The following is a 22,178-nucleotide window of genomic DNA, read 5'->3' as shown; positions in this document are numbered from 1 at the left end:
TCACCTAGAAAGCCGATCCCATGGCTACTCCGCACTTTAGCTCCGCCCTGCCCGCCCCCGCAGTCCCCGCCGCGTACCCGATGGCCAACCCCGGCTACGGCAAACGCTCCGCGCCCGGCCAACAACCACGTACGCGCGACGACTTCGCCCTGCTGCCGACGCGCGAACGGTACGTTGCCGGATTCATCGACCACCTCCCTGACGGTGCCGCGATGAGCATCAAGCAACTGGCCAAGCAGCTCCCGCTGTACGGGCAACAGGCCATCTCCACAGCCCTCAACGCCCTCTCCGTCGCGGGGCATCTGCGACGCGTACGGTGCGCCGTCGGCGCAGGCGGCAAGGCACGCTGGGCCTTCCGCACGTTCTGGTCCCGCACCGCCCGCGACAACGAGTGGTGGAACACCTACCTCGCCACCGAGGACGCCTCTCGAACCGCGGCCCCTGCGAAGCCCTTGGCCGCCTCGGCATCACCCGCCCCGGCCCCCGCCGCCGTACCGCAGCAGCGCACCGCACCCGAGCCCACGAGCCCGGCACCGGCACCGGCACCGGCGACGACTCCGACAGGTGGGGCGGCCCCCTCCCCCGCCTACCTCGCCCTGGCCGAACTCGGCCGCAGGGACATCCGGCTGACGCTGTCCGCCGACGACTGCGCCGCCTTGGAGGCGCAGGCCGCGGAATGGCTCGCCCGAGGGGTGACCACCGACTACCTGATCGCCGCCCTCACCGCAGGACTCCCCGCCCAGGTCGACTGCCCACCCCGCTTCGTCCGCCGCCGCCTCACGGACAAAATCCCACCCCAGCTGCCCACCACCCCGAACCCCTCCCCCAGCACCGGCACCCCAGCCCTTCGCATCCTGATGGAATGCACCGACTGCGGCCGCCCCGGCCAGCTGGAAGCCCTCCCCGACGGCCTCTGCCGCCCCTGCCGCGCCGCCCACTCCGCAGGCGGCCAACCCTCACTCGACCCCACCGAAATCGCCGCCGTCAAGGCCCACATGGCCAACCTCCGCGACCTGCTCAAACCTGTCTGATCCCAACCATGGCTGCACAACCCGCCGTTGCCCGGCTTGCCACCCCCAGCTAGACCAACACGCCGACCCCAACGGGACGGAAGCCAGCTTCACTTCCGAGGAACCCGCGCGCGGGGGTGCTGCCGGGCGGGGTCTCGGCAGTGCTCGCGGTAGAGCTTCCTGTGCGGGATGCCGGGCACACCGACGGGGCAGGGGCGTGCCCCCGTCACGTCGGCCGCCCCCGGGGCGCTCGCCTGTCGGAGATGAGCCGAGCAGGTGAGCAGCCCCGGGTGCGGCCGTGCCGTGCGGGAGCAGTCCAGCGGCGTCAGGCCCGGACCGCGTCGGCCGGTCCCGCGATGCGCTCGGGGGCCTGCGCCGGAGCCTCCGCCTCGGCCGGCTTCGTGCGGTCGGCGAGCTTCAGCCAGATGACGCCGACGATGATGACGGCCAGCCAGACGCCCTTCGCCACGGTGAGGGTCTCGTCGAAGAAGAGCGGGCCGAGAACGGCGGCGCCCACGGCACCGATACCCGCCCAGACCGCGTAACCGATGCTCACGTCGATCGTGCGGAGGGCCAGGCTCAGCGTGTAGAGCGTCAGCAGGAAGAAGACCACGGCGACCAGGGACCAGGTCAGGACGGTGAAGCCTTCGCTGCCGCCGACGGCGAGGGCGTACCCGATCTCGAAGACACCGGCGAGCAGGAGCGAGAGCCAGGCGTTGGTGGAGGAGTTCTTGGCGGCGGCGACGGTGGAGTTCTGGGCAGCGTTGGTCGGCATGGGAGGTGAGCCTCTCTCGGGGAAGTCGTCAGGTGCTGTGCTCGGGGTGCTCTGTGTGGGACGCGCTGTGCGGATCAGGCGGAACCGCTCAGCTGCAGGCCCACGACCCCACCGATGACGAGGACGATGCCGATCGCCTTGTGCAGATTCAGGCGCTGGCCGAAGAACAGCGCACCGAGCACGGTGATGCCGACGCCCGCGACCGACGTCCACAGCGCGTAGCCGACGCCGACGTCGAAGGTCAGCAGCGCCTTGCTGAGGAAGAAGGTCGCGGCCGCCCCGCTGGCCAGGGTGATGGACGTCCACTTGCGGTTCTTGAAGCCCTCGGCCTTTCCGGCGGCGATGGCGACCAGGATTTCGAAGGCGACGGCGATGGCGAGGTAGAGCCAGTGCATGGGGGGTCCTTCCATGGAGTGCGCTTGACTAATGCTTGCTCGTACATGCAATTGAGTGCCGGCACTGATTCGCATCGGTGCGCCGCCCTCACGTCGCAGACTCTTGCATGTGCAAGTAAGGACTGTCAATCACGGCCCCACGCCCTGACGACACCCCCGGATGCTCAACTCAGTGACGCATACGCCGCGTTGAACAAGATCAAGGTGTGCACGAACCGCCCCGCACGCGTGGGCGGGTACCGCCACATCAGCGGCCACGTGTCGCCCCCGAACGCCCGTACCGGTACCGGTACGTAACTGATCCTGGCGGTCGCCGAGTTGAACGTCGTCACCTCACGCGGCCACAGCCTCCCCGCCGTCGACCCGGGCGCCACGAGGAAGTACACCCCGCGCCGGCCGTTCGACTCGCTGACGACGGGCCCCGGTTCGCCGCCGAGGGCATCGAGTAGTGACCGGTTGAGTTCGGTCGAGTCGAATAGAGATCGCGCAACGGCGGGTGCTGAGAACAAGGAAACGGCGAGCCCGATGGCCCGGATGGTGGCCGGGACGGCCCGGACGCTACGCATCCAGCGCGGGTGGACCCAGGAGCAGGAAGGCAAGGAGATCGGCTACTCGGCGGCGGCGATCAGCGCGATGGAGACCTGCGCGCAGCCCGCCAGCGACGCCATGCTGGTCGAACTGAACAGGGTCCTGGGGAACGGCACTCCCATCTTCGAGACGGCACGGAAGTACATGCGAATGGAGCGGCTTCCCGAGCGGTTCAAGGACTACGCACTGCTGGAAGAGGCCGCCATCAGCCTCCAGTTGTTCGCCGCGAACGTCGTCGTCCACGGGTCGTTCCAGACGGAGGCGTACGCGCGGCCGCTCGTCGGGGGCTCATTCCCACCGCTCCCCGACCAGCGCGTGGAAGAACTGGTCCAGCTCCGGACAACGCGGGCAACTGCGTCGAGGTCGCCGCCTGCCCCCACTCCGTCCACGTCCGTGACTCCAAGGTCACCGTCGGGCCCGCCTTCGCCGTCGCGCCCGACGCCTGGTCGGCGTTCGTCACCTGGGCGGAGTGACGTAGCCGCGCGGGACCGCCTCGGGGCCGCGCTCGTAGTACGACAGGATCAGCCACTCGTACAGCTCGCGGTGGCGGAACTGGTACGCCGGGCCCTCCGTCCGCAGCAGCCCCGCCCCGTACGCCCACTTCAGGAAGCGGCCCAGCCGGAACGGCAGGAGGGGTTGCAGGAGAAGGAGCGCGTGCAGGTAGCGGCGCGGGGTGGGCATCCGCAGCACGGCTGTCGGGACGAAGACGGCCGCGCCCGTCGTGACGAGTACGGTCGGCGTCACGTCGAGGAAGGGAACGGCTCCCGGCAGGAGAAAGAGAGACCAGCACAGAGCCACCGCGAACAATGCCGCCGCGGCCGTGGCGCGGATCACCTCGGCGAGGATGCCTCCCTGCGGGGTGCGCCGTCGTGTCTCCCACGGGTCGGGCTCCGCGCCCCAGGCCCAGTGGAAGACGAACCAGGCGATGGAGGGTATGAGGGACAGTGCACCCATGTCCGTCATGATCGCGATGATCGCTACGTCCATCGCCGCCGCGAAGGTTCCCGTCGCCCCGCCGACGAACACGCAGAACACGGCCGCGAGCAGTGCCATCGTCCGCGGAAGGGGCGGCAGCGCCAAGAGGGGGCGCCACGGGGGCAGCAGGGCGAAGGCGGCCGCGCCCACCGCCCCGCCCGCGATCGAGGCGGCCAGGTCCGAGGCGTCGAGCGCGGAGGCGGCGGCGTTGACCGCGGCGAACAGGCCCGGTACCGCCACGACCCGCAGCAGCGCCCGCAGGGCCAGACCGGTCAGCCGTCGGCGTTCCCGCCCGCGCCGTAGGCTCGGCAGGCCGACCCCTGGCGCCTCCAGGGGCCTCTGCCGGTACGCAAGCCAGCCGGCGAGACCGCCGAGCACCCCGCCGGCCCAGGGCAGCGCGTAACCCCACCACGGGGTCGGCTCGGGCAGCCGTACGTCCCACACCATCCAGACGACGGCCCAGCCCACTGGGGGGAAGGAGCCGCAGATCAGCGCGTCCATCACGCGGATGCGGCGGGGCGCGGCCATGGTCCAGAGCCGACCGGGGACGATGGAGCCGACGGCGTACTCGTCCGAGCGCACGATCCGCCGCAAATCCCGCACCTCGCGCAGGTTCTGGGTGTCGAGTGCGCGCACCTCCGCCGCCGCCCGGTCCGCCGTCTCCCGCAGGCTGTCGGGGTCGGGGCCGGTGCCGTCGTGGGCCGCGAGCGCGTACCGGGCCCACTCCTCGGTCTCGACGAGGGCCCGTCTCGCCCGGTGGTGGTTCTCCATCTGATCGCGCAGCAGCCGGGCCGCGCGTGCCGTCTCCACCGACTCCGCGCCGCGCAGGCCCACATGCCAGGCCAGTTCGCTGAGCCAGCGCGCCACATCCTCCTCCGCGTACCCCCGCTCGTCCTCCTCGGCGAAGTGCAGCCGGACGGTGGCCGGGATGTAGCGGGCGAGCAGGTGCTCGTGGAGGTCGCCGGAGGCCGCCCGCGCGACCAGGTCGGCCGGGTCGCGCGCATAGGCCGTCGCGGCGAGGGTGAGGCGCCAGGGGGAGTCGAGGGCCTGGGCGAGCGGGCCCTCGGGGGCGGCACGGAGGTCGGCCAGGACAGGGGCCCAGCGTTGGGCGTTGGGTGCGACCCGGGGGTGGCCGGCCAGGAAGGCGGCGGACTGGGCGCCGTCGAGGGGTTCGACGGTGATGTGGTGGGCGTTGGTCACCGGGTGCTCCTCGCGCAGCCGCTCGTACGGGCCGGTGCGGCAGGTGAGGATGACCGGGCGCTGGTCCATGTTCCTTCGGTCGCTGCTGAGTTGGTCGAGCAGGGCCGCCGCGTGGGTGGCGCCCATCTCGTCCACGCCGTCGATGACGGGCATCACGTGGTGGCCGGTGACGAGTACGCGGGCCTCTGCCGCGCTCAGCGCGTACCGACGGGATATCTGCTCGGCGAACCAGACGTCGAAGGGCCGCCCAGGCTCCCAGGCCGTGGCGGCGATCCGTACGGGGACGGGTGCGCCCGCCTGGCGGGTTTCCAGCAGCGCCAGAATCACCTGGCCCGCCAGCACGCTCTTCCCGGCGCCGGACTCCCCGGTGATGACGACGCGCCGGGGGTGCAGAGCGCGGACGTGGTCGACGGCCCCGGTCCGCGGGTGCTCCCCGTCGGGGGTGTCCGGTGCCCGGAAGCGGAGGTCGATCAGGGGAGCGCCGAAGCCCAGGAGCCGGGCCAGCGCCGCCCTCTCCGCACCCTGCACGAGACCGGCCAGCCGGGACGCCGTCACCTCCGTCTCCGGGCGGCGCCGGAGGATCGCCACGGTGCCAAGCCAGGCGGCGAGCGCGGCCAGCGGCACCGCCACGACCCCGGCCGTGTCACCCGGCTCCAGCCCGCCCTTGCCCAGCGTCCGCACCGTCCACAGCAGGCTGCCCACCGTGACCACGGCCAGCAGGGGGTTCAGATACCGCAGCACCGTGTGGATGCGCTGCTCCCGTTTCGCTTCCATGGGGGCGATCTTCCCCGAACGCGCTTGCGGGAAGCGGGGGTTCGGGCCAGGGCCGACGTCTCCGCAGCTCACGGACGGCGGCGGTCCCGCCGTCCTGCGGTCCTGCGGTCCTGCGGTCCTGCTGACCTGCCGTCCTGCCGTATTCGCTGGTGGCGGGCGTGTTAGCGTCGGCGTCATGGCAGTACAGCGTGCTGGTGACGCGGAACCGGAACCCGAACCGGCGCACCCGACGCCGCCCGAGGGGCTCAAGAGCCGGGACCGGATTCTGTGGGCCGCCTCGACCATGCTCGGTGAGGGCGCGGGCTCGGCGCTGAGCGTGCGCGCCGTGGCCGAGCGGGCGCGGGTGAGCACGGGGTCCCTGCGGCACCACTTCCCCACGCAACGCGCGCTCATGGACGCCATGTTGAAGGTCGTCTTCGACCTCGTCCTGCCCGAGGCCGGCTTCCGGGACACGTCCATCTCTCCGCGTGACCGCCTGCTCGGCTGCGTACAGGGCCTCCTCGTACCGCCGGACAGCGCCCGGGACGCGCGTGAGGCGTGGCTGACCGTGCACGAGCGGTACATCGCGTCGGAGCCCACCCAGGCGATGCGGGCGGAGTACCAGGCGATGCAGCGCGAGGTGACCCGCCGGGTCGAGGAGTGCCTGAACGTGCTGGTCGAGGAAGGGGCGCTGCCCGCCGGAGACACGGCACGGCGCGCGCGGTTCCTGTTGACCCTGGCCAACGGCGTATCGATCGAGCAGGTGCTGCCGAGCGAGGACTCGTACATCGCCACTGAGCTGGACATGCTCCGCACGGGTGTCGACCTCGTGCTGGACAACCGGGTCTGAGCCGGTCCTCTGCGTGCGTCAGGTGCCGGCTCCGCCGTCCAGGAGCCAGTGGTAGCGCATCCGCATGGCCCGCTCGGTCGCACCGAGCGCCGCGCCGACGCCGAGCGTGACGTTCAGCCATATCGGCAGCCGCAACGGCGACTCGAAGGTGCCCAACGACTCGGCGATGGCCGGGATTTCAGAGATCGGCTGCGCGGCCTGGAGCAGATTGAGGCCGACGCCGATGAGCAGGAGCACCACCGACACGGCCCCGATGAGCACGCTGGCACCCGGGTGCTGACGGGCGAAGTTCATGCGTCGCCCCTCCGCCGAGCGGGGGTCGGGGACGAGACGCGTCTCCCTGCCGTCGTCCGCGACGAAGTGGCAGCGGCGCATGCCCACTTCGCTCCTGCGGACCTCGATGTTCCCGCCGGGGACGGGGAAGCGCGCCGGGAGCTTGGACTCGGCCTCGCAGAACCCGTCGCGGTACAGCCGGGCCCGGACCACGCCCGTCTCGGGGTCGCCGCCGTGCTTGACCTCCACGGTGTACGTCACGGAGAAGCCGCCGTCCTCCGGCAGCGCGATGGAGAGGAGCGAGCGCCGGGTCATCTGCCACCAGCGGAAGGGCTTCAGCGGCTTCCCGTCGCCCGGCTTCACCCGGCGCTCAAGTCGTCGGTCGTTCCAGCTCAGCCCCATGGTGACGCCCTCCCTGGCAGCGACCAATACGGTGTGCTACTTCAACCTCCCGACCCAAACTAACACACTGTACTAGTAACGTACGGTGATCAGAGTCCCCCGCGTGACGGCGGCGCCGCCGGGGCGATCGTCGTGCTCCACGGGTCGGCCAAGGGCGTCTCCGCCGCCAAGCGGGCCGTGATCACGCAGAACTCGGCGGACGCCCCCGGAGCGGCCGAGGAAGGCGATGCGTTCGGGGCGTCGGTCGCGGTCGCGGACCTGAACAAGGACGGGCGGCCCGACCTCGTGGTGGGGGCGGCGCAGGCGAACGGCCAGGGCGCGGTGTGGGCCCTGCCCGGCGGTACCTCCGGGCAGCCCCTCTACACGTCGTCGGCCTCTTTCGGCCCGGGCTCTCTCGGGCTGCGGAAGAACGACTGGCTGCTCCTGCGCGGCGAGTACGCCTTTGCGGATGGCTCGACACTCGCCGGCCATCCGCAAAGGCGTCAGCTCACTTGCCGATTTCCACGTCGAAATTGGCGTAGAAGATCATTCCGATGATGCCTGCCGCGACGATGAGACCGATCACCACCACGATGGTCAGGAACAGTGGTCGAGCGAATAGCGTCCGCATGACGTGCTGTCGCTGCCTCAAGCGCTCTGCCATCCGATTTCCCTCCTACGTCGGCTCTTCGGACATGCGAGCCGATCAGGCGTTCTTGAAATATCCGAACCTGTAGCCGGTCTCGTCGCAGCGGATGTGCTGGCGCTTGTCACTGTGGATCGCGCTGCCACTGTAGACGAAGTCGATGTTCCACACCGCGTACGCCAGGGCGTTACCGGCTGCGGAAATCCACTGGTCCTCCGGCTGGTTGGAGACCTGGACCCCCGGATTGAGGTTCTTGTGCGTGGCCGAGGCCGAGTAGACCTTGTCGACCTTCGTCGTCGTCGAGCGATACCACTGCTTCAGCGTGTGCTTGGCGATCTCGATACCGAAGACCTTGTAGTTGACCCAGTTGTAGCAACTCCAGTCCCCTGCCGTGCCCCGGGTGGCCGGAGCGGTCACGCCGCCTTCACTGGTGATGACGACGTCACCTCCGGCGAGCTTCGTCGTGACCCTCTCGCCGGTGGCGGTGCGCCGCGCCTCGGTGTCGGGATCGGCGCCCGGATCCCCCTTCTCCCCGGCCAGCGCCGTGACCAGCTCCGGATCGGCGATGTAGTTCAGGAACTTCGCCTGCTCGTCGGACGAGAGCGCCTCGAACTGCTCGGCGGTCCTGTCGGCGTCGGCGTCGTCCTGCTGACCGAGCCAGGCGACGTACTCCGAGGCTGTCGGCTTCTCGATCCCGGCCTTCGGCTCATCGGCGGCGGACGCCGGAGACAACGTTGCCATCATGCCGACGACCGAGGCGACCGCGACCGCCACCGTCACGACCTTGCCCGTGCCGCGGGACCGCGCCATACTGCGAATGCTCACATCTGCCCCTTCCAAGGGAGTGAGTAACAGCCCCGTGGTGTCCTACCACCGCGGGGCTATTTTTCTGCGCCCGGCAGAGAATGCCTATGGGTAGAACTGGAAGGTATGGACGTGCTGATGACGCGTCGACAGAACTCATCGCTGCGCGACGGCCGGTCGTGAACGCGCCGTCCGACACGTCACGCGCGCAGCCAATCCCCCGAGTTATCCCCGTATTTACATCTCGCCGTGCTGTGGTCCCCAGCACCGTAACGGTATTGAGGACGAACACGGAAGAGGTAAGGGAGGGCTCTTGCACAGGACTTGACCGGCAATGGACCGCCGGCCGACGGCAATCGGCATTTAACGTGTCACCCGCAGTAGCATCGGCCGATACTTACATCACCCAAAACCGCCGGATGAGGTGATCTTGGCGGCGGCTTTCCGGCCGATGGACACGACGTGACGCACCCACCCCCTCCCTCTGTGACCTGGGCCACTTCGATCCTGTTTCCTCGGCCCCTTCTCACGAAGTGAGATCCTTCGAAGTGAGATCCTTCGCCCTCAGCGCCAGCCACAGGTCGTAGCGGGCGCTCGGAGGCCGCAGCAGCGAGCGCTTGAGCGCCGTTTCGAGGCGGGTGAGGCGCTTGCGGGCGCCGGGCACGGAGATGCCCAGCTCGGCGGCGGCCGGTCCGAGGCGGCCCTCGCACCGCACCCAGGTGCGCAGGGTCTCCTCGGCGCCGATGACGGGGGCCAGTTGCCGGTCCGCCCAGTCGCGTACGGCGGGGCGGACCAGGATCTCGTCGAGACCGCCCGCCGCCTTCGACGTACCGGAAGCCGGCGATCCGGACCGCGCGGGCTCGGGGGTGCACGCCGGGGCGGGGGTGGCGCGGACGCGCAGCGCCAGGTCGAGCGCCGCCTGGTCGGCCAGCCGGTGCAGGTCGAGGCCGAGCAGCTCGCCGATGAGCCGCAGCCGGGCTGCGAGGGTGTTGCGGTGGACCTTGAGGTGGTCGGTCGCGTGCGACGAGAACGCCAGCCAGGAGGCCGCCGTGGCCAGCAGCTCCTGGCTCCCGGGGTCCTGCGTACGGCGCGGGACATGGGTCAGGAGCGGGTTCAGCAGCTCGTCCGCCCACCGGCGGCCGGCCGGTCCGACGACGAGCGCGGGGTCCGGCGAGACTCCGAACCGGGCGTGACGGGACGGCAGTTCGTGGGCGACGGCCAGGGCGTGGAAGGCCTGGCGGTAGCCGGTCGCGGTGTCGGCCAGCGGCACGGGTTCGCTGACGCCCACCACGCAGTCGCCCACCCGGGCGGCGACCGTCTCGTCGGTCGGTACGGCCCCCGGCTCCGGCGCCTTCTCCTCCGCGGGCATGACCAGGATGAGATGGCGGGCGTAGACGGGGCACCGCACGATCCAGGACCGGCCGCCGTCCGCTTCCGCGCAGACCCGGGCCACCTCGTCGCGCCCGTCGCCGGAGCACTCCACGACACACACCCGTACCGGATCGGGAAGCCGGGGCCGCAGCGCACCGGCGACCTGCTGGGCGATGGAGAGCTGCCCCGTCATCAGCAGATGCAGCACCGCCTCGCGGCCCCGGGACTCGGCGAGGTCCACCCGGCGGCGCTTGCGCTCCAGCGTCTCGGCCTGGAGGCACAGGGACAGTGGCAGGACCACGTCGGCCAGCAGCGTGGCGAGCCCGGCGGCCACCGGCCGGGGGGCGACGACGACGAGCACGGGGGCGGCGGGGTCGGCGGCGCTCAGGGGGAACAACAGGGCGGTGTGCGCACCGGTGTCGAGGGAGTACGCCCGGGCCCCGCGCTCCGTGAGGGCGTTCGCGCCCTCGGCGACGAGCCCCGCGACATCGGGCACCACCGCCCGCTCCGTACGGGCCGCCGCGTGCAGCACCGTGCCGTCCGGCCCGACGAGCCCGGCCCAGCCCTCGGCCCGCCCGGCGAGCCAGCGCAACAGCTCGGCCGTTCCGCCGGAGCGGGCCAGCCGGTGCATCCGCAGAAGATCGTCCGCACGCTCCCGTGCTCGCATCCGTCCCCCGTTCCTGCCCGGGGCACAGCCGCGGTACGGGTGGACCACCCGGCCCGACTGTGCGGACCGATACCCCCGTGGCCGCCCCACTGGGCGTATTGAATCTCCCGGTCTCCCTACCCGCCGTTCTATCGTCCGAACGTGGTCCGGCACGTCGGGGGAGACGGGGGAAGCCGGGACACTCGGGGGCTCGGCGGCAGCGGCTCACGGGGGTGGTCGCTGTCGCCGGTTCCACCCAGCGCGCTGCCCGGGCCCGATTGTCAGTGGTGCCTCCTACCGTCGTACGCAGGAGTCGGTTTCCACCGTCCGGCTTCCGGCTCTCGACGTCCGAGGAAAGGCGCCCCATGGAGTTCCGTATCGAACGCGGTGCCCTGACCGAGGCCGTGGCCTGGGCGGCCCGCGTCCTGCCCGTACGGTCACCGGTCCCGGTGCTGGGCGGCCTGCTGCTGGACACGGAGGGCGAGGCCGGGGGCGAGGGCGGACGGCTGCGGATCTCCGGGCTCGACTACGAGGCGTCCGCGCGCATCGACGTGGACGCCGAGGTCGTGCGGCCCGGCCGGGTGCTCGTCATGGGGCGGCGGCTGCTGGACATCTGCAAGGTGCTGCCCGACGGCCCCGTGGAGTGCGCGGTGGAGGGCTCGCGGTTCACGGTGTCGGGCGACGGCGCCCGGTTCGGCCTCTCCGTGCTGCCGCTGGACGACTACCCGGCACTGCCCGCGCTGCCGCAGGTCCGGGGCGCGGTGGACACGGAGCTGTTCGCGTCGGCCGTGGCCGATGTGGCGGTGGCCGCGGGGCGCGACGACACACTGCCCGCGCTCACCGGAATCCGGCTGGGGCTCGACGGCGACACGATGACGCTCGCCGCGACCGACCGCTACCGCTTCGCCGTACGCACCCTCCCGTGGAAGGCGACCGCCCCCGGCGAGAGCGCCGACGTCATCGTCTCCGCCCGCCGCCTCACCGAGATCGCCCGCTCGCTGGGCCGGTCCGGGCTGGTGAGCGTCGCCCTGGACGCCGGTTCGGCGGGCTTCGAGCACGCCGGGATGCGGACCACCGTGCGACTCCTGGATGGCCGACTGCCGCGCCACGAGAAGCTGTTCGCGCTGGAGGACCCGGCCGTGGCGGTGGTGGACCGGGCCCGGCTGACGGAGGCGGTCAAGCGAGTCTCCGTCGTCGCCGACGGGGACAGCCCGGTGCAGATGACCTTCTCCCGCGCCGACGCCTCGGTCCTGCTCCGGGCGGGTTACGAGGACGATGTGGCCTCCCAGCGGCTGCCGGCCACCCTGGAGGGGGCCGAGGAGCTGACGGTGGCCTTCAACCCCGGCTATCTGGCGGACGCCCTGGCCTCGTTCACGGATCCATCGCTGCGGCTCCTGCTGCTGGGGGCCGGCCAGCGCGCGCTGATCACGGACGGGACGCCGACGGACGGGGCGGGCCCGGGCACGCACCGGCATCTGCTCATGTCGGTGCGGCCGCAGTTGGTGTGACGGGGTCCGTGGCGTCAGCGGGCCCGTGGTGTGACCGGGCCCGCCGCCGTCCGTCCCCTCGCCGTCCGTTCCCGCGCGCGGGGCTCAGCTCTGCGGCCGGACACCCGCCTTGTCGACCACCGCTGTCTCGATCACCGCGCTGTCACCCATGAAATCGCCCTTCTTGCCGTACTCCGTGTCCCGCGTCAGATGGCTGCTCCAGCCCAGGTAGGACAGGTCCTCCGGGTCGAAGACCCACTCGGTGCGCACGCCGGAACGCTCGTCGCCGCGGGCGATGCCCACGCCCTTGCGGCCCATGGCGTCCACCGCGTCGGGAGTCTTGGTGACGCCGGGGATGAGGGCGACGGCCTCGAAGAGCCCGGCGGCGGTGTCGGGCGGGAGGAGCGCGTGGCCGACCAGGCCCCCGATCGACTCGAAGAGGGCCTGGTCGCGGTCCTCTCCCTCGAACTTCGGGGTGATCTCGTCGAAATAGTCCAGCAGTTGCCGCGGATCGGTCGGCAGCGTGGCCAGCCAGCGGTAGGTGGGCCGGTGCAGGCCCGGCCGGGTGCCCTCGCTGTCGCCCAGCTCGGCGTTGATGGGCAAGGTGGCCCCGCCCTGGCGGATCAGACCGAGCTTCTTCTGCGGGCCGGGCTTCTGCGAGTACCAGGACTCCGACTCCTCCAGCGGGCCGACCACCGCCTTTCCGCTCGTCAGGTCGACGTCCCGGCCCGTGCCGCGTGTGTAGAGGAACTGGTCGTCGCGGATCGGCAGGGCGTCGCTCTTCCCCGCCGCGTCCGAGATGCGCAGGAGCACCTGGGACACCGACCGGGTGTCCCCCGTGGAGCCCGTGCCCGCCGGGCCGCCGTTCTGCGCGGCGTAGCCCAGGACCAGCGCCCCGGCCACGGCCAGCGCGGTGGCGGGCGCCAGGAAGGAGGGTCGCAGCAGACGCGGGCGGGCGGGGCGGTCGGCTCGCTCGCGGGCGCGGTCCGGGGCGTCGGCCCCGGTACGGCCCTGGGCGCGGGCGGTGTCGTCGTCGATCAGGTTCATCAGGCGTTCCCTGTGGTGCTCGTGACGGCCCGGCGGAAGGTCGGTCCCGGGGGCGGGCGGCAGCAGCCGCGCCAGTTCGGCGCGCTCGGCCGCGTACGCTTCGCGGCCGTTGTCGGTACCCGTCATCGCGATCCCCTCTCGCTCGGCAGGGCGACGAACGCCGCCCTGCCTCCTACCTCTCCGCGGCCCCGGCCGGGTTCCCGCGCTTCCTGCGCTTCCCGCTCCTCCCGCGCCTCCTGCGCGAGCCGTTCGCCCGTCAGCGCGCGCAGCCGCTTCCGGGCCCGGGAGAGCCGGGAGCGTACGGTGCCCACGGGCACGCCCAGTGCGTCCGCCGTCTGCGCGTAGTCGAGCCCGGCCCAGACATAGAGCGCGAGCACCTCCCGCTCGGGCCCCCGGAGCCGGTCGAGGACCGCGCGTACGGCCGCGAGTTCGCGCTGGTGGTCCAGTCGCTCGGCGGACGCCTCGGCGAAGTCGGCGGTCTCCTCGGGCTTCGGCTGGCGGGCCAGGAAGGCGAGCCGGCGGCCGACCCCACGGCGGTGGTTGCGCGCCTTGTTGGTCGCGATGCCCAGCAGCCAGGGGCCCAGCGGACCGCCCTCGGCGCGGACCTGTCCGCGGGTGCGCCAGGCGGCGAGGAAGGTCTCCGACATCACGTCCTCGGCGGCCGAGAGGTCCCCGGTGAGACGGGCGGCGTGCTGGTGGACGGTGCGGGCGTACCGGTCGTAGAGGTCCGCGAAGGCCTCCCGGTCACCGGCCCGGATCCGCTCCCGTACTTCGTTGTCTTCCACGCCCTGTACCTCTCCGGGACCTGCGCCCGGTTCCCGTGGCCCGCGTCACACCCGGGGTCGGCGTCTCACGACGATCGTGCCAACCGGGCCGTGGACGCCGAAACGGGGGGTGGCCCGGCGTGAGCCGGACGCACCCCCCGTTCGGGTGGGGTCCTCGGGAACCTCAGGGGCCCTCGCGGGCCGGGGTCAGCAGCTCAGGTTCGAGCCGGTGGTGGTGCCGAGCACCTGGGTGAACTGCGTGAACTTGTCGATCCGGCTCTGGACCTGGGCCGGGTTGCCGCCGTTGCACTCGATCGCACCGTTGATGGAGCGGATCGTCTCGCCGAAGCCGGCGTTGTTCACGATGGCGTTGTGGCCGGTCATCGTGCCGGGGCCGGTCTGGGTGTTCCAGTACCAGAGGCCGGTCTTCCAGGCGATGGCGGCGTTCTGCTCGACCAGGTACGGGTTGTTCAGCAGGTCGATGCCGAGCGCGTCACCGGCCGCCTTGTAGTTGAAGTTCCAGCTCAGCTGGATGGGGCCCTTGCCGTAGTACGCGGACTGGCCGGCCGGGCAGCCGTAGGGCTGGCTCGCGTCGCAGTAGTGCGGGTAGTTCGCCTCGTTGACTTCCTTGATGTAGACCAGCCCGCCGGTCTCGTGGCTGACGTTGGCGAGGAAGGCCGCGGCCTCGCGCTTCTTGATCTCGTCGCTCCCGGTGTTGGCGAAGGCCGGGTAGGCGCTCAGGGCGTCGGTCAGGCCCTGGTAGGTGTAGAAGGCGTTCCGGTTCGGGAACATCTGGTTGAACTGGGCCTCGCTGACGACGAACCCGTTGCTCTGGCCCGGGTCCTCGCCGCCGCCGGTTCCGCAGGCGCCGTTGTCGGCCCAGACGTCGGAGCTGCCCGGCGTCTCGTTCTGGGTCCACCACTTGGCGGTGTAGTTGCGGCCGTTGTAGGAGGCGGTGCCGCCTCCGGTGTAGACCGCGGAGGAGTTCCAAGCCGTGGCACAGGTGGCGGCCTGCGCGGTGGCGGCGGGGAGGACGACGAGCGCCGCGACGATCGCGCCGAGCGCGACCAGCAGGGCCATGACACGTCGAATCACGTGATCACACTCCTTAGACGCGGCGCGACGTCCGGCCGTGCGCCGCCGTGGGGGTGCCCGACACTCAAGCGAGGATGGTCTGGACCTGTCAAGGTCTAGACCATCCTCGAAAAAGGCGCAGGTCGCACCGGGCCCGGCCGGGCCCGCCCGGAGCGTTCGCGTCAAGAGCGCTCTCAACAGCCCCTATTCCGGAGGGAGTCCATCCGGAACGCCTCGCGAAACGGGACGGAACCGAAGGTAAAACCTTTGACCCGTCCAGCATGCGGACGGATCGGCCCCATCGGCCCGCCCGGCCGCCCCGAGGCCCCTCGCGCCCAGGAGCCCGCGCCGGGAACACACCGGGGATCACGGGGGATCACCGGGGATCACGGCAAGAACCCCCCGGTCGCGCACGCGTAACGGAACGGCACCGCACGACCATATCCGCGAGCCCGCACGACACCGCCTGTGCAAGGATCCCCACGTGGATCAGCTGACACATGACGACCCGTCACACATCGGCCCGTACCGCCTTCTCGCCCGGCTCGGCGCAGGCGGCATGGGCGAGGTCTATCTGGCGCGCTCCGCGGGTGGCCGGACCGTCGCCGTCAAGCTCGTGCGGTCCGAGCTCGCCGCCGAGCCCGAATTCCGCAGGCGGTTCGCCCAGGAGATCGCGTCCGCCCGCCGTGTCGGAGGAGCCTGGACCGCCCCGGTTCTGGACGCGGACACCGACGCCGCGACACCCTGGGTTGCCACGGGATACGTGCCCGGCCCGACGCTGCACTCGGTGATCGCCGACCGCCCGGACCCGCTGCCGGAACGGTCCGTGCTGATCCTGGCCAATCGGCTCGCCCAGGCCCTCGGCGCGGTGCACGAGGCCGGTCTGATCCACCGCGATCTCAAGCCGGCGAACATCCTGGTGACCATCGACGGGCCCCGGGTCATCGACTTCGGGATCGCCCGCGCGCTCGACGCGGTGACCGCCGACGGAAAGCTGACCCGCACCGGCGCGGTCATCGGCTCCCCCGGCTACATGTCCCCCGAGCAGGTGCGCGGCGAGGCGCTGACGCCGGTCAGCGATGTGTTCTCGCTCGGATCGGTGCTGATGTTCGCCGCCACCCGGCGTCAACCGTTCGGCACTTCGCACAGCGGCATGCACGCGGTGATGTTCCGTATCGCCCAGGAGGATCCCGATCTCGAAGGGCTCCCCGACGCGCTCTGTGACCTGGTCCGCGACTGCCTGGCCAAGGACCCCGCGGACCGGCCCACCCCTGCGGACGTGGCCTCCCGTACCGCCGACGCGATCTCCGGAGCGGACGGAGAACCCTGGCTGCCCTCCCCCCTGGTCGCGGAACTCGGCCGAAAGGCAGCGGAGTTGCTCGACTCGGAGGCGCCCCGCACCCGTCTTCCGCACCCTCCGTCGTCCCCGCCTCCCGCCACTCCCCCGCCGCCGGTGAACCGCCCGGCATCCGAAGCCCCGGCACCCCCGGTCCTGCCGCCCGCCGCAGCGCCCACACCACTCCCCGCGACGCCTCCTCCGTCCGCGCCACCGCTGCCGCCGCCCGCACAGCCGCCGACCACCCCTGATCCGCTGCCCGGCCCCGCGCCGGCCCCCTCCCCGCTCGGTGTGTTCGGAGCACCCACCCCGTTCCCCGGCCTGCCGGCGTCGGCCGACCCGGCCACGCCCCACCCGGCCTCATCGAGCCGGCCCGCGTCCCGTCGGAACAGGCGGCGTACGGCACTGGTCATCGTGTCGGCCGTCGCGGCTGTCGCGCTGGTCGCGGGCGGCGCCACGTACCTCGTCAAGACGAACGCCAAGGGGAACGACGGAAAAGCCTCCGGCTCGGCCAAGGGAGCCGGATCCCCGTCCCCCTCCTCGCCCCCCACCCCTTCGGCATCCAAGGACGAGCCCACGGCCGCGAGCCCGAACGCCTCCGCGTCCGCGGCCGTCGAAGGCGTGATCGCCGACGAGTACCTGGGCATCTGGCAGGGCGTCACCAAGCGGGACGGGGAGGAGGTGGCGCTCCGGCGGATCACGATCACCCAGGGACCCGTCGGGGCCGACGTCGCCACGACATTCAACTCGTTCGACGACGGCCTGTGCACCGGAGCGGCCGAACTCATCTCGTTCGACAACCTGATGGTGCTGAACTCGCGTGCGGTGACCAGCATCCCCGAGGGCAAATGCGAGGACGGCGGCAGGCAGACCCTGCGCGCCGGAGCGGACGGCACGCTCATCTGGACCAGCAGCGACGGCGACGAGACCGCGACCCTGCGCAAGGTCACCGAATCCGGCTCCCCCGTCCCCACCCAGTTCCTCGGCACCTGGGAACTCGTGCCGTCCGCCGAAGACGAGGGGAACAACGCGGGAACGAAGACCACGCTGAAGCTGAGCCAGGCGCCCTACGGCGAGGTGGTCGCCCGGTACACCGGCGACGGACCTTCGTACCACTGCGAGTGGAAGAGCGTCCTCGTCGACGCCGACAGCAACGGACTCCGGCTGGGCCCCCAGACGGTGACGGCCGCCGAGCCCGAAGACAAATGCGACGACAGCGGAACCCGCGTGGTGCGGATGAAGGGGGCGGACGGCCTCTCGCTCACCTGGCTGGGCGAGTCGGCCGATCCCGTCACGTACCGCCGGGTGGGCTGAGGCGGGCGCGCGCCCACAGTTCGCGGGAAAAGCCGTGGGGCCCGGGATCGGAGTGATCCCGGGCCCCACGGACAAGCACTGCCTGCAAAGCACCGCCTACAGGAACGAGTTGATCTCGATGGTCTCGGTCCGGCCGGGGCCGACGCCGATCGCGGAGATCGGTGCGCCCGACATCTCCTCCAGGGCCTTCACGTAACCCTGCGCGTTCTTCGGCAGGTCGGAGAAGGTCTTGGCCTTGGTGATGTCCTCGGACCAGCCCGGGAGATTCTCGTAGATCGGCTTCGCGTGGTGGAAGTCGGTCTGGTTGTACGGGAGTTCCTCGACGCGCTTGCCGTCGATCTCGTACGCCACGCAGACCGGGATCTGCTCCCAGCCGGTGAGGACGTCCAGCTTGGTGAGGAAGAAGTCGGTCAGGCCGTTGACCCGGGTCGCGTACCGCGCGATCGGGGCGTCGAACCAGCCGCAGCGGCGGTCACGGCCGGTGGTCACACCGCGCTCGCCGCCGATGCGCCGCAGCGCCTCGCCGTCCTCGTCGTGCAGCTCGGTCGGGAACGGACCGGCGCCGACCCGCGTCGTATAGGCCTTGAGGATGCCGATGACGCGGCTGATCTTCGTCGGGCCGACACCGGCGCCGGTGCAGGCGCCGCCCGCCGTCGGGTTCGACGAGGTGACGAAGGGGTACGTGCCGTGGTCGACGTCGAGCAGGGTGCCCTGGCCGCCCTCGAAGAGGACGACCTTGCCCTCGTCGATGGCATCGTTCAGGATCAGGGTCGTGTCGGCGACGAACGGCTTGATCTGCTCCGCGTACTGGAGCATGTCCTCGACGACCTTGCCGGCCTCGATGGCCCGACGGTTGAAGACCTTGGCCAGGAGCTGGTTCTTCTGCTCCAGGGCCGCCTCCACCTTCTGCTCCAGGATCGACTCGTCGTAGAGGTCCTGGACGCGGATCCCCACCCGGTTGATCTTGTCGGCGTACGTCGGACCGATGCCCCGGCCCGTCGTGCCGATCTTGCGCTTCCCCAGGAAGCGCTCGGTCACCTTGTCGAGCGTGACGTTGTACGGAGTGATCAAATGAGCGTTGCCGCTGATCAGAAGCTTGGACGTGTCGACGCCTCGCTCGTTCAGACCGCTCAGCTCGGAGAGCAGGACCGCCGGGTCGACCACGACACCGTTCCCGATGACCGGGGTACAACCCGGCGACAGGATTCCGGAGGGGAGGAGATGCAGTGCGTACTTCTGGTCGCCTACGACGACCGTGTGACCGGCGTTGTTACCGCCTTGGTATCGCACGACATAGTCCACGGATCCACCGAGGAGGTCGGTGGCCTTCCCCTTGCCCTCGTCACCCCACTGAGCACCGAGCAGCACAAGTGCGGGCACAGGCGTACACCCCTTCCGGGCGGGGCATGTCCAAGGTCAGGGGGCGTACGTAAAGGTCGTACCTGCCGCACGACGATGTACGGCAAAGCCTGAGCCGTCGAACCGGGTGCCCCGGAATAGACGAAGCCCCTGGCGCAATAGCGCAAGGGGCTCTTGCACCAAGATGCTACCCGAGGAAGGACCGAGGTGTCGGCTGCAGAGCCCCCCGGCGACGGCGACGACCAGCTCCTGGTGGTCATCGACCCGGTCGCCCGCCGGACCGACGGCGAGTCCGTGCGCATCGCCAGGGACGTGCTGAGCGCCGGCTCGCACGCCAAGATCTGCCTTCCGGACACCCCCGAGGAGTTCGCCCGGGCCCTGTCCCGGCGGGGTTCGCGCCGGCCCGTGGTGGTCGGCGACGATCACGCACTGCTGCGCGCGGTGGCCCAGCTGCACCGCGAACGGGAGCTGGCCGACGGCGTCCTCTCCCTGATCCCCGTCGGCGCGGCGCACGCCCTGGAGGTGGCCCACGCCCTCGGCGTCCCCCGGGGCGCGGTGGCGGCCGCGCGGACCGCGCTGGACGGTGCGGTGCGGCGGCTGGACCTCCTGGTCGACGACAGCGACGGCGTGGTCCTCGGCCGCCTGCGCATCCCCGCCCCCGCCCCGCCGCCCGGCCCGGGCGGCCCGCCCTCGGGCGTCACGGCCGTCTGGGACACCTGCCGCTCGCTGATGACGTCCCTGGTCCGCCCGGCCCCGGTCGCCGCCGCCGCCCACCCGGGCACGCACCGTCTGCGCATCGAGGCGGACGGGGTGCTGCTGAGCGACCTGGACACGCCGGTACGGGGCATCTCGGTGACTTCGCAGGGCGGCGGCGGCCTGGCCGACGTCGTCGTCCGCACCGCCTCGGGCGAGGAGGTGACGGCGGAGGCCAAGGCGGTCACCGTCTCCGGCGCGGACTTCCGCTACCGGGCCGACATACAGACCGGGGGGCCGGTGCGCACCCGGACCTGGACGGTCCGGGCCGGCGCCTGGGGGCTGATGCTGCCGGGCCCGGCGAGCGCGGACGGTTCAGCGGGCGCACGCTGGTAGAAGACGCCCGGAACGTCCCGGAGGTGTTCGTCATGACCAGGACCGCTGTCGGATGGCACATCGACCTCGAATTCGAGGAGGACACCCACCGCACCCGCGCGGCGGCGCTCGTCCGCCTCTCCGACGGAACAGAGGTACGCGCCCACGGCTACGCCAGCCGCCACCCCTCGGACGCCGACCAGCAGCGGGTCGGCGAGGAGATCGCGGGGGCCAGGGCGCTGAACGAACTGGCGATGAAACTGCTGACCAAGGCGCACGACGAGATCGACGAGGCCTCGGGCCGAAAGTCGTACCCGCTGGCTCCTTGACCGCCGGTCGGACGTCGACCGCCGGTCCGGACGTCGACCATCGGTCCCGACGCCCGGCTGTCGGGACGTCCGACCGTCCGACGGCGAGCGCGTCAGTCCTTCGAGGCGTCGGGCGAAGGGAAGGTCAGCGTCGCGCGGTGCGCCTTCCAGCGGTCCATCATGCCCACCAGCTCGTCCTGGACGAACTCGAAGAACGCGGCCGTCTCGGCCAGCCGGGCGCCGGCCGGGGTGTCCTCGCCCAGGGTGCGGGCGCCTTCCTTGAGGGTCTCCTCCCAGCGGGTCAGGACCCGGTCCCGCCGGGCGAACGTGGTGTACCAGATCTCGTTCTGCAGGCGGTAGCGGTCACGCCGGGAGCCCGGCTCGCGCTCCCGGCTCACCATGCTGACCTGGGTGAGATAGCTGACCGCGCCGGAGACGGCGGCCGGGCTGATCTGCAGGGCCAGCGCCAGCTCCGCCGAGGTCATCGCGGCGTCGTCGTCGACGAGGAGCGCGGCGAAGACCCGTGAGGCCATGCGCTGCATGCCCGCCTCCGTCATGTCGGCGGCGAACCGCTCCACGAAGCGGGAGACGGCCTCGGAGTCCGGGGGGCCCGGCTGGTTGTCGGTACTCATGGCTTGATTTTATACGCTTCCTTAACTTCACAAATTTGTGAAAGTAGCGTACGTTCAGAACCATGGAGAAGGCAATCAGGGTGGCCGGACTGCACAAGTCGTTCGGGCGCACCCATGCTCTGGACGGCCTCGACCTCACCGTCGAGACCGGTGAGGTGCACGGATTCCTGGGTCCCAACGGGTCGGGGAAGTCGACCACCATCCGCGTCCTGCTGGGCCTGCTGCGGGCCGACGCCGGGACGGCCCGCCTTCTCGGCGGGGACCCGTGGCACGACGCCGTGGAACTGCACCGCCGCGTGGCGTATGTCCCCGGGGACGTGGCCCTGTGGCGCAATCTGTCCGGCGGGGAGGTCATCGACCTGTACGGCAGACTGCGCGGCGGCCTGGACACGGCCCGCCGGGCGGAGCTGCTGGAGCGTTTCGATCTCGACCCCACGAAAAAGGGCCGGACGTACTCCAAGGGCAACCGGCAGAAGGTCGCGCTGGTGGCCGCGTTCGCCTCGGACGTGGATCTGCTGATCCTGGACGAGCCGACCAGCGGGCTGGACCCCCTCATGGAGGAGGTCTTCCAGAGCTGTGTCGAGGAGGAGCGGCGGCGGGGACGGACCGTACTGCTCTCCAGCCATATCCTCAGCGAGGTCGAATCCCTCTGCGACCGGGTCAGCATCATCCGGCAGGGCCGGACCGTGGAGACGGGTTCACTGGCCGAGCAGCGTCATCTGACCCGCACGAGCATCACCGCCGAGCTCGCGGAACCCCCCGTCGGACTCGACCGGCTCCCGGGGGTGCACGATGTCGACCTCCAGGGGACGCGAATCCGCCTCCAGGTCGAGACGCATCTGCTGGACGCCGTCCTCACCGCCCTCACCGCCGCCGGGGTGCGCTCCCTGACCAGCAGCCCGCCCACGCTGGAGCAGCTGTTCCTCCGCCACTACACGGCGGACCGGGCCGAGGGCTCGCCCGACGGCGACCGGAGCCCGGCCGACGGGGCGGAGGCCGGAGCGTGATGACCACGGCGAACGACACGACAGCGTCCGGGGCGGCGGGCAGGGAAGCAGGCCGGCCGGCGGACGGGGGCGCGGTGGGCCGGGCCGGGGGCCGGGGGCGGTTCACCGGGACCGG

At 71.4% G+C, this 22,178-nt stretch carries 22 protein-coding genes and 1 pseudogene; 10 read left to right on the top strand and 13 right to left on the bottom strand.

Translation table 11 applies throughout. The features are described from left to right. Window positions 1-20: 20 nt before the first annotated feature. On the top strand, window positions 21-1,031 hold the full coding sequence (locus tag G3I54_RS14005) for a MarR family transcriptional regulator (protein WP_164614572.1): 1,011 nt from the start codon (window positions 21-23) through the stop codon (window positions 1,029-1,031). A 304-nt stretch (window positions 1,032-1,335) separates the two neighbouring features. Here the strand turns inward: G3I54_RS14005 and G3I54_RS14000 are convergent, their stop codons facing one another. The 3 genes from G3I54_RS14000 to G3I54_RS39475 form a co-directional block, all read right to left on the bottom strand. Further along, entirely contained in the window at window positions 1,336-1,785 is a 450-nt protein-coding gene (locus tag G3I54_RS14000) for a multidrug efflux SMR transporter (RefSeq protein WP_164614570.1), read from the bottom strand. Between the two features lie 74 nt (window positions 1,786-1,859). Beyond that, window positions 1,860-2,180, bottom strand: coding sequence for a multidrug efflux SMR transporter (locus tag G3I54_RS13995; RefSeq protein WP_164614568.1), 321 nt, complete (start codon window positions 2,178-2,180; stop codon window positions 1,860-1,862). A 164-nt stretch (window positions 2,181-2,344) separates the two neighbouring features. Next, window positions 2,345-2,689 carry a hypothetical protein gene (locus tag G3I54_RS39475; RefSeq protein WP_239144365.1) on the bottom strand — a complete coding sequence of 115 codons (345 nt, stop codon included), beginning with the start codon at window positions 2,687-2,689 and terminating at the stop codon, window positions 2,345-2,347. Window positions 2,690-2,705: 16 nt separating this feature from the next. Here G3I54_RS39475 and G3I54_RS39470 point away from each other — a divergent pair. Both G3I54_RS39470 and G3I54_RS13990 read left to right on the top strand, forming a co-directional pair. Further along, window positions 2,706-3,107 (top strand): annotated as a pseudogene (locus G3I54_RS39470) (Scr1 family TA system antitoxin-like transcriptional regulator); the annotation flags it as partial. Beyond that, window positions 3,059-3,241 carry a DUF397 domain-containing protein gene (locus G3I54_RS13990; protein WP_164614672.1) on the top strand — a complete coding sequence of 61 codons (183 nt, stop codon included), beginning with the start codon at window positions 3,059-3,061 and terminating at the stop codon, window positions 3,239-3,241. The pseudogene G3I54_RS39470 and the gene G3I54_RS13990, both read left to right, overlap by 49 nt. On the opposite strand, the gene G3I54_RS13985 is transcribed toward G3I54_RS13990, so the two are convergent. Then, window positions 3,225-5,717: an NACHT domain-containing protein gene (locus G3I54_RS13985; protein WP_164614566.1), complete on the bottom strand. Its 2,493-nt coding sequence runs from the start codon at window positions 5,715-5,717 to the stop codon at window positions 3,225-3,227. The genes G3I54_RS13990 and G3I54_RS13985 overlap by 17 nt on opposite strands. 175 nt (window positions 5,718-5,892) lie before the next feature. Between G3I54_RS13985 and G3I54_RS13980 the strand changes: the two genes are divergently transcribed. Next, window positions 5,893-6,546, top strand: coding sequence for a TetR/AcrR family transcriptional regulator (locus G3I54_RS13980; RefSeq protein WP_164614563.1), 654 nt, complete (start codon window positions 5,893-5,895; stop codon window positions 6,544-6,546). A gap of 18 nt (window positions 6,547-6,564) precedes the next feature. Here the strand turns inward: G3I54_RS13980 and G3I54_RS13975 are convergent, their stop codons facing one another. Continuing rightward, window positions 6,565-7,221, bottom strand: coding sequence for a hypothetical protein (locus G3I54_RS13975; protein WP_164614561.1), 657 nt, complete (start codon window positions 7,219-7,221; stop codon window positions 6,565-6,567). 132 nt (window positions 7,222-7,353) lie between these two features. Here G3I54_RS13975 and G3I54_RS13970 point away from each other — a divergent pair, with 132 nt between their 5' ends. Beyond that, window positions 7,354-7,758, top strand: a complete 405-nt coding sequence (locus G3I54_RS13970; protein ID WP_343240333.1) for an FG-GAP repeat protein — start codon at window positions 7,354-7,356, stop codon at window positions 7,756-7,758. Here G3I54_RS13970 and G3I54_RS13965 read toward each other — a convergent pair. From G3I54_RS13965 to G3I54_RS13955, 3 genes are all read right to left on the bottom strand, one after another. Next, a complete protein-coding gene (locus G3I54_RS13965; protein ID WP_164614559.1) occupies window positions 7,709-7,864 on the bottom strand; it encodes a hypothetical protein in 156 nt (51 codons plus the stop codon). The two genes, G3I54_RS13970 and G3I54_RS13965, sit on opposite strands and share 50 nt — an antisense overlap. Before the next feature lie 42 nt (window positions 7,865-7,906). Next, window positions 7,907-8,671, bottom strand: a complete 765-nt coding sequence (locus G3I54_RS13960) for a hypothetical protein (protein WP_164614549.1) — start codon at window positions 8,669-8,671, stop codon at window positions 7,907-7,909. Between the two features lie 505 nt (window positions 8,672-9,176). Next, window positions 9,177-10,652, bottom strand: coding sequence for a helix-turn-helix domain-containing protein (locus tag G3I54_RS13955; protein WP_164614668.1), 1,476 nt, complete (start codon window positions 10,650-10,652; stop codon window positions 9,177-9,179). Window positions 10,653-11,032: 380 nt separating this feature from the next. Between G3I54_RS13955 and dnaN the strand changes: the two genes are divergently transcribed. Further along, complete coding sequence (gene dnaN / locus G3I54_RS13950; RefSeq protein ID WP_164614547.1) at window positions 11,033-12,175, top strand: DNA polymerase III subunit beta; 1,143 nt, start codon at window positions 11,033-11,035, stop codon at window positions 12,173-12,175. A gap of 84 nt (window positions 12,176-12,259) precedes the next feature. Here dnaN and G3I54_RS13945 read toward each other — a convergent pair whose 3' ends face one another. From G3I54_RS13945 to G3I54_RS13935, 3 genes are all read right to left on the bottom strand, one after another. Beyond that, on the bottom strand, window positions 12,260-13,327 hold the full coding sequence (locus tag G3I54_RS13945) for a CU044_5270 family protein (RefSeq protein ID WP_164614545.1): 1,068 nt from the start codon (window positions 13,325-13,327) through the stop codon (window positions 12,260-12,262). After that, the gene (locus G3I54_RS13940) at window positions 13,324-13,986 is read right to left on the bottom strand and encodes an RNA polymerase sigma factor (protein WP_164614543.1); all 663 of its coding nucleotides are present in this window, start codon (window positions 13,984-13,986) and stop codon (window positions 13,324-13,326) included. The genes G3I54_RS13945 and G3I54_RS13940 overlap by 4 nt, the downstream gene beginning before the upstream one ends. A 186-nt stretch (window positions 13,987-14,172) precedes the next feature. Continuing rightward, on the bottom strand, window positions 14,173-15,060 hold the full coding sequence (locus tag G3I54_RS13935) for a glycoside hydrolase family 19 protein (RefSeq protein ID WP_164614540.1): 888 nt from the start codon (window positions 15,058-15,060) through the stop codon (window positions 14,173-14,175). A gap of 463 nt (window positions 15,061-15,523) precedes the next feature. Here G3I54_RS13935 and G3I54_RS39990 point away from each other — a divergent pair, with 463 nt between their 5' ends. Beyond that, window positions 15,524-17,689, top strand: a complete 2,166-nt coding sequence (locus tag G3I54_RS39990) for a serine/threonine-protein kinase (RefSeq protein ID WP_164614538.1) — start codon at window positions 15,524-15,526, stop codon at window positions 17,687-17,689. A 96-nt stretch (window positions 17,690-17,785) separates the two neighbouring features. Here the strand turns inward: G3I54_RS39990 and G3I54_RS13925 are convergent, their stop codons facing one another. Then, window positions 17,786-19,069 (bottom strand): adenylosuccinate synthase, encoded by a 1,284-nt coding sequence (locus G3I54_RS13925; protein ID WP_030082081.1) that lies wholly within the window; start codon window positions 19,067-19,069, stop codon window positions 17,786-17,788. Window positions 19,070-19,255: 186 nt separating this feature from the next. On the opposite strand from G3I54_RS13925, the gene G3I54_RS13920 reads away from it, so the two are divergent. Together G3I54_RS13920 and G3I54_RS13915 are read left to right on the top strand one after the other, a co-directional pair. Continuing rightward, entirely contained in the window at window positions 19,256-20,137 is an 882-nt protein-coding gene (locus tag G3I54_RS13920) for a diacylglycerol kinase (protein WP_164614536.1), read from the top strand. Window positions 20,138-20,169: 32 nt separating this feature from the next. Continuing rightward, entirely contained in the window at window positions 20,170-20,445 is a 276-nt protein-coding gene (locus G3I54_RS13915; protein ID WP_164614534.1) for a DUF1876 domain-containing protein, read from the top strand. 92 nt (window positions 20,446-20,537) lie between these two features. On the opposite strand, the gene G3I54_RS13910 is transcribed toward G3I54_RS13915, so the two are convergent. Beyond that, window positions 20,538-21,056, bottom strand: coding sequence for a MarR family transcriptional regulator (locus tag G3I54_RS13910; RefSeq protein ID WP_164614532.1), 519 nt, complete (start codon window positions 21,054-21,056; stop codon window positions 20,538-20,540). A 62-nt stretch (window positions 21,057-21,118) separates the two neighbouring features. Here G3I54_RS13910 and G3I54_RS13905 point away from each other — a divergent pair, with 62 nt between their 5' ends. Then, window positions 21,119-22,063 (top strand): ABC transporter ATP-binding protein, encoded by a 945-nt coding sequence (locus tag G3I54_RS13905; protein ID WP_164614530.1) that lies wholly within the window; start codon window positions 21,119-21,121, stop codon window positions 22,061-22,063. Window positions 22,064-22,178: the final 115 nt, after the last annotated feature.

Source organism: Streptomyces sp. SID14515 (assembly GCF_010548505.1).
GTDB classification, from domain to species: Bacteria; Actinomycetota; Actinomycetes; order Streptomycetales; family Streptomycetaceae; genus Streptomyces; species Streptomyces caviscabies.
The sequence above is the reverse complement of the archived record's forward strand: the minus strand, read 5'-3'. Positions and strand labels throughout refer to the sequence as shown.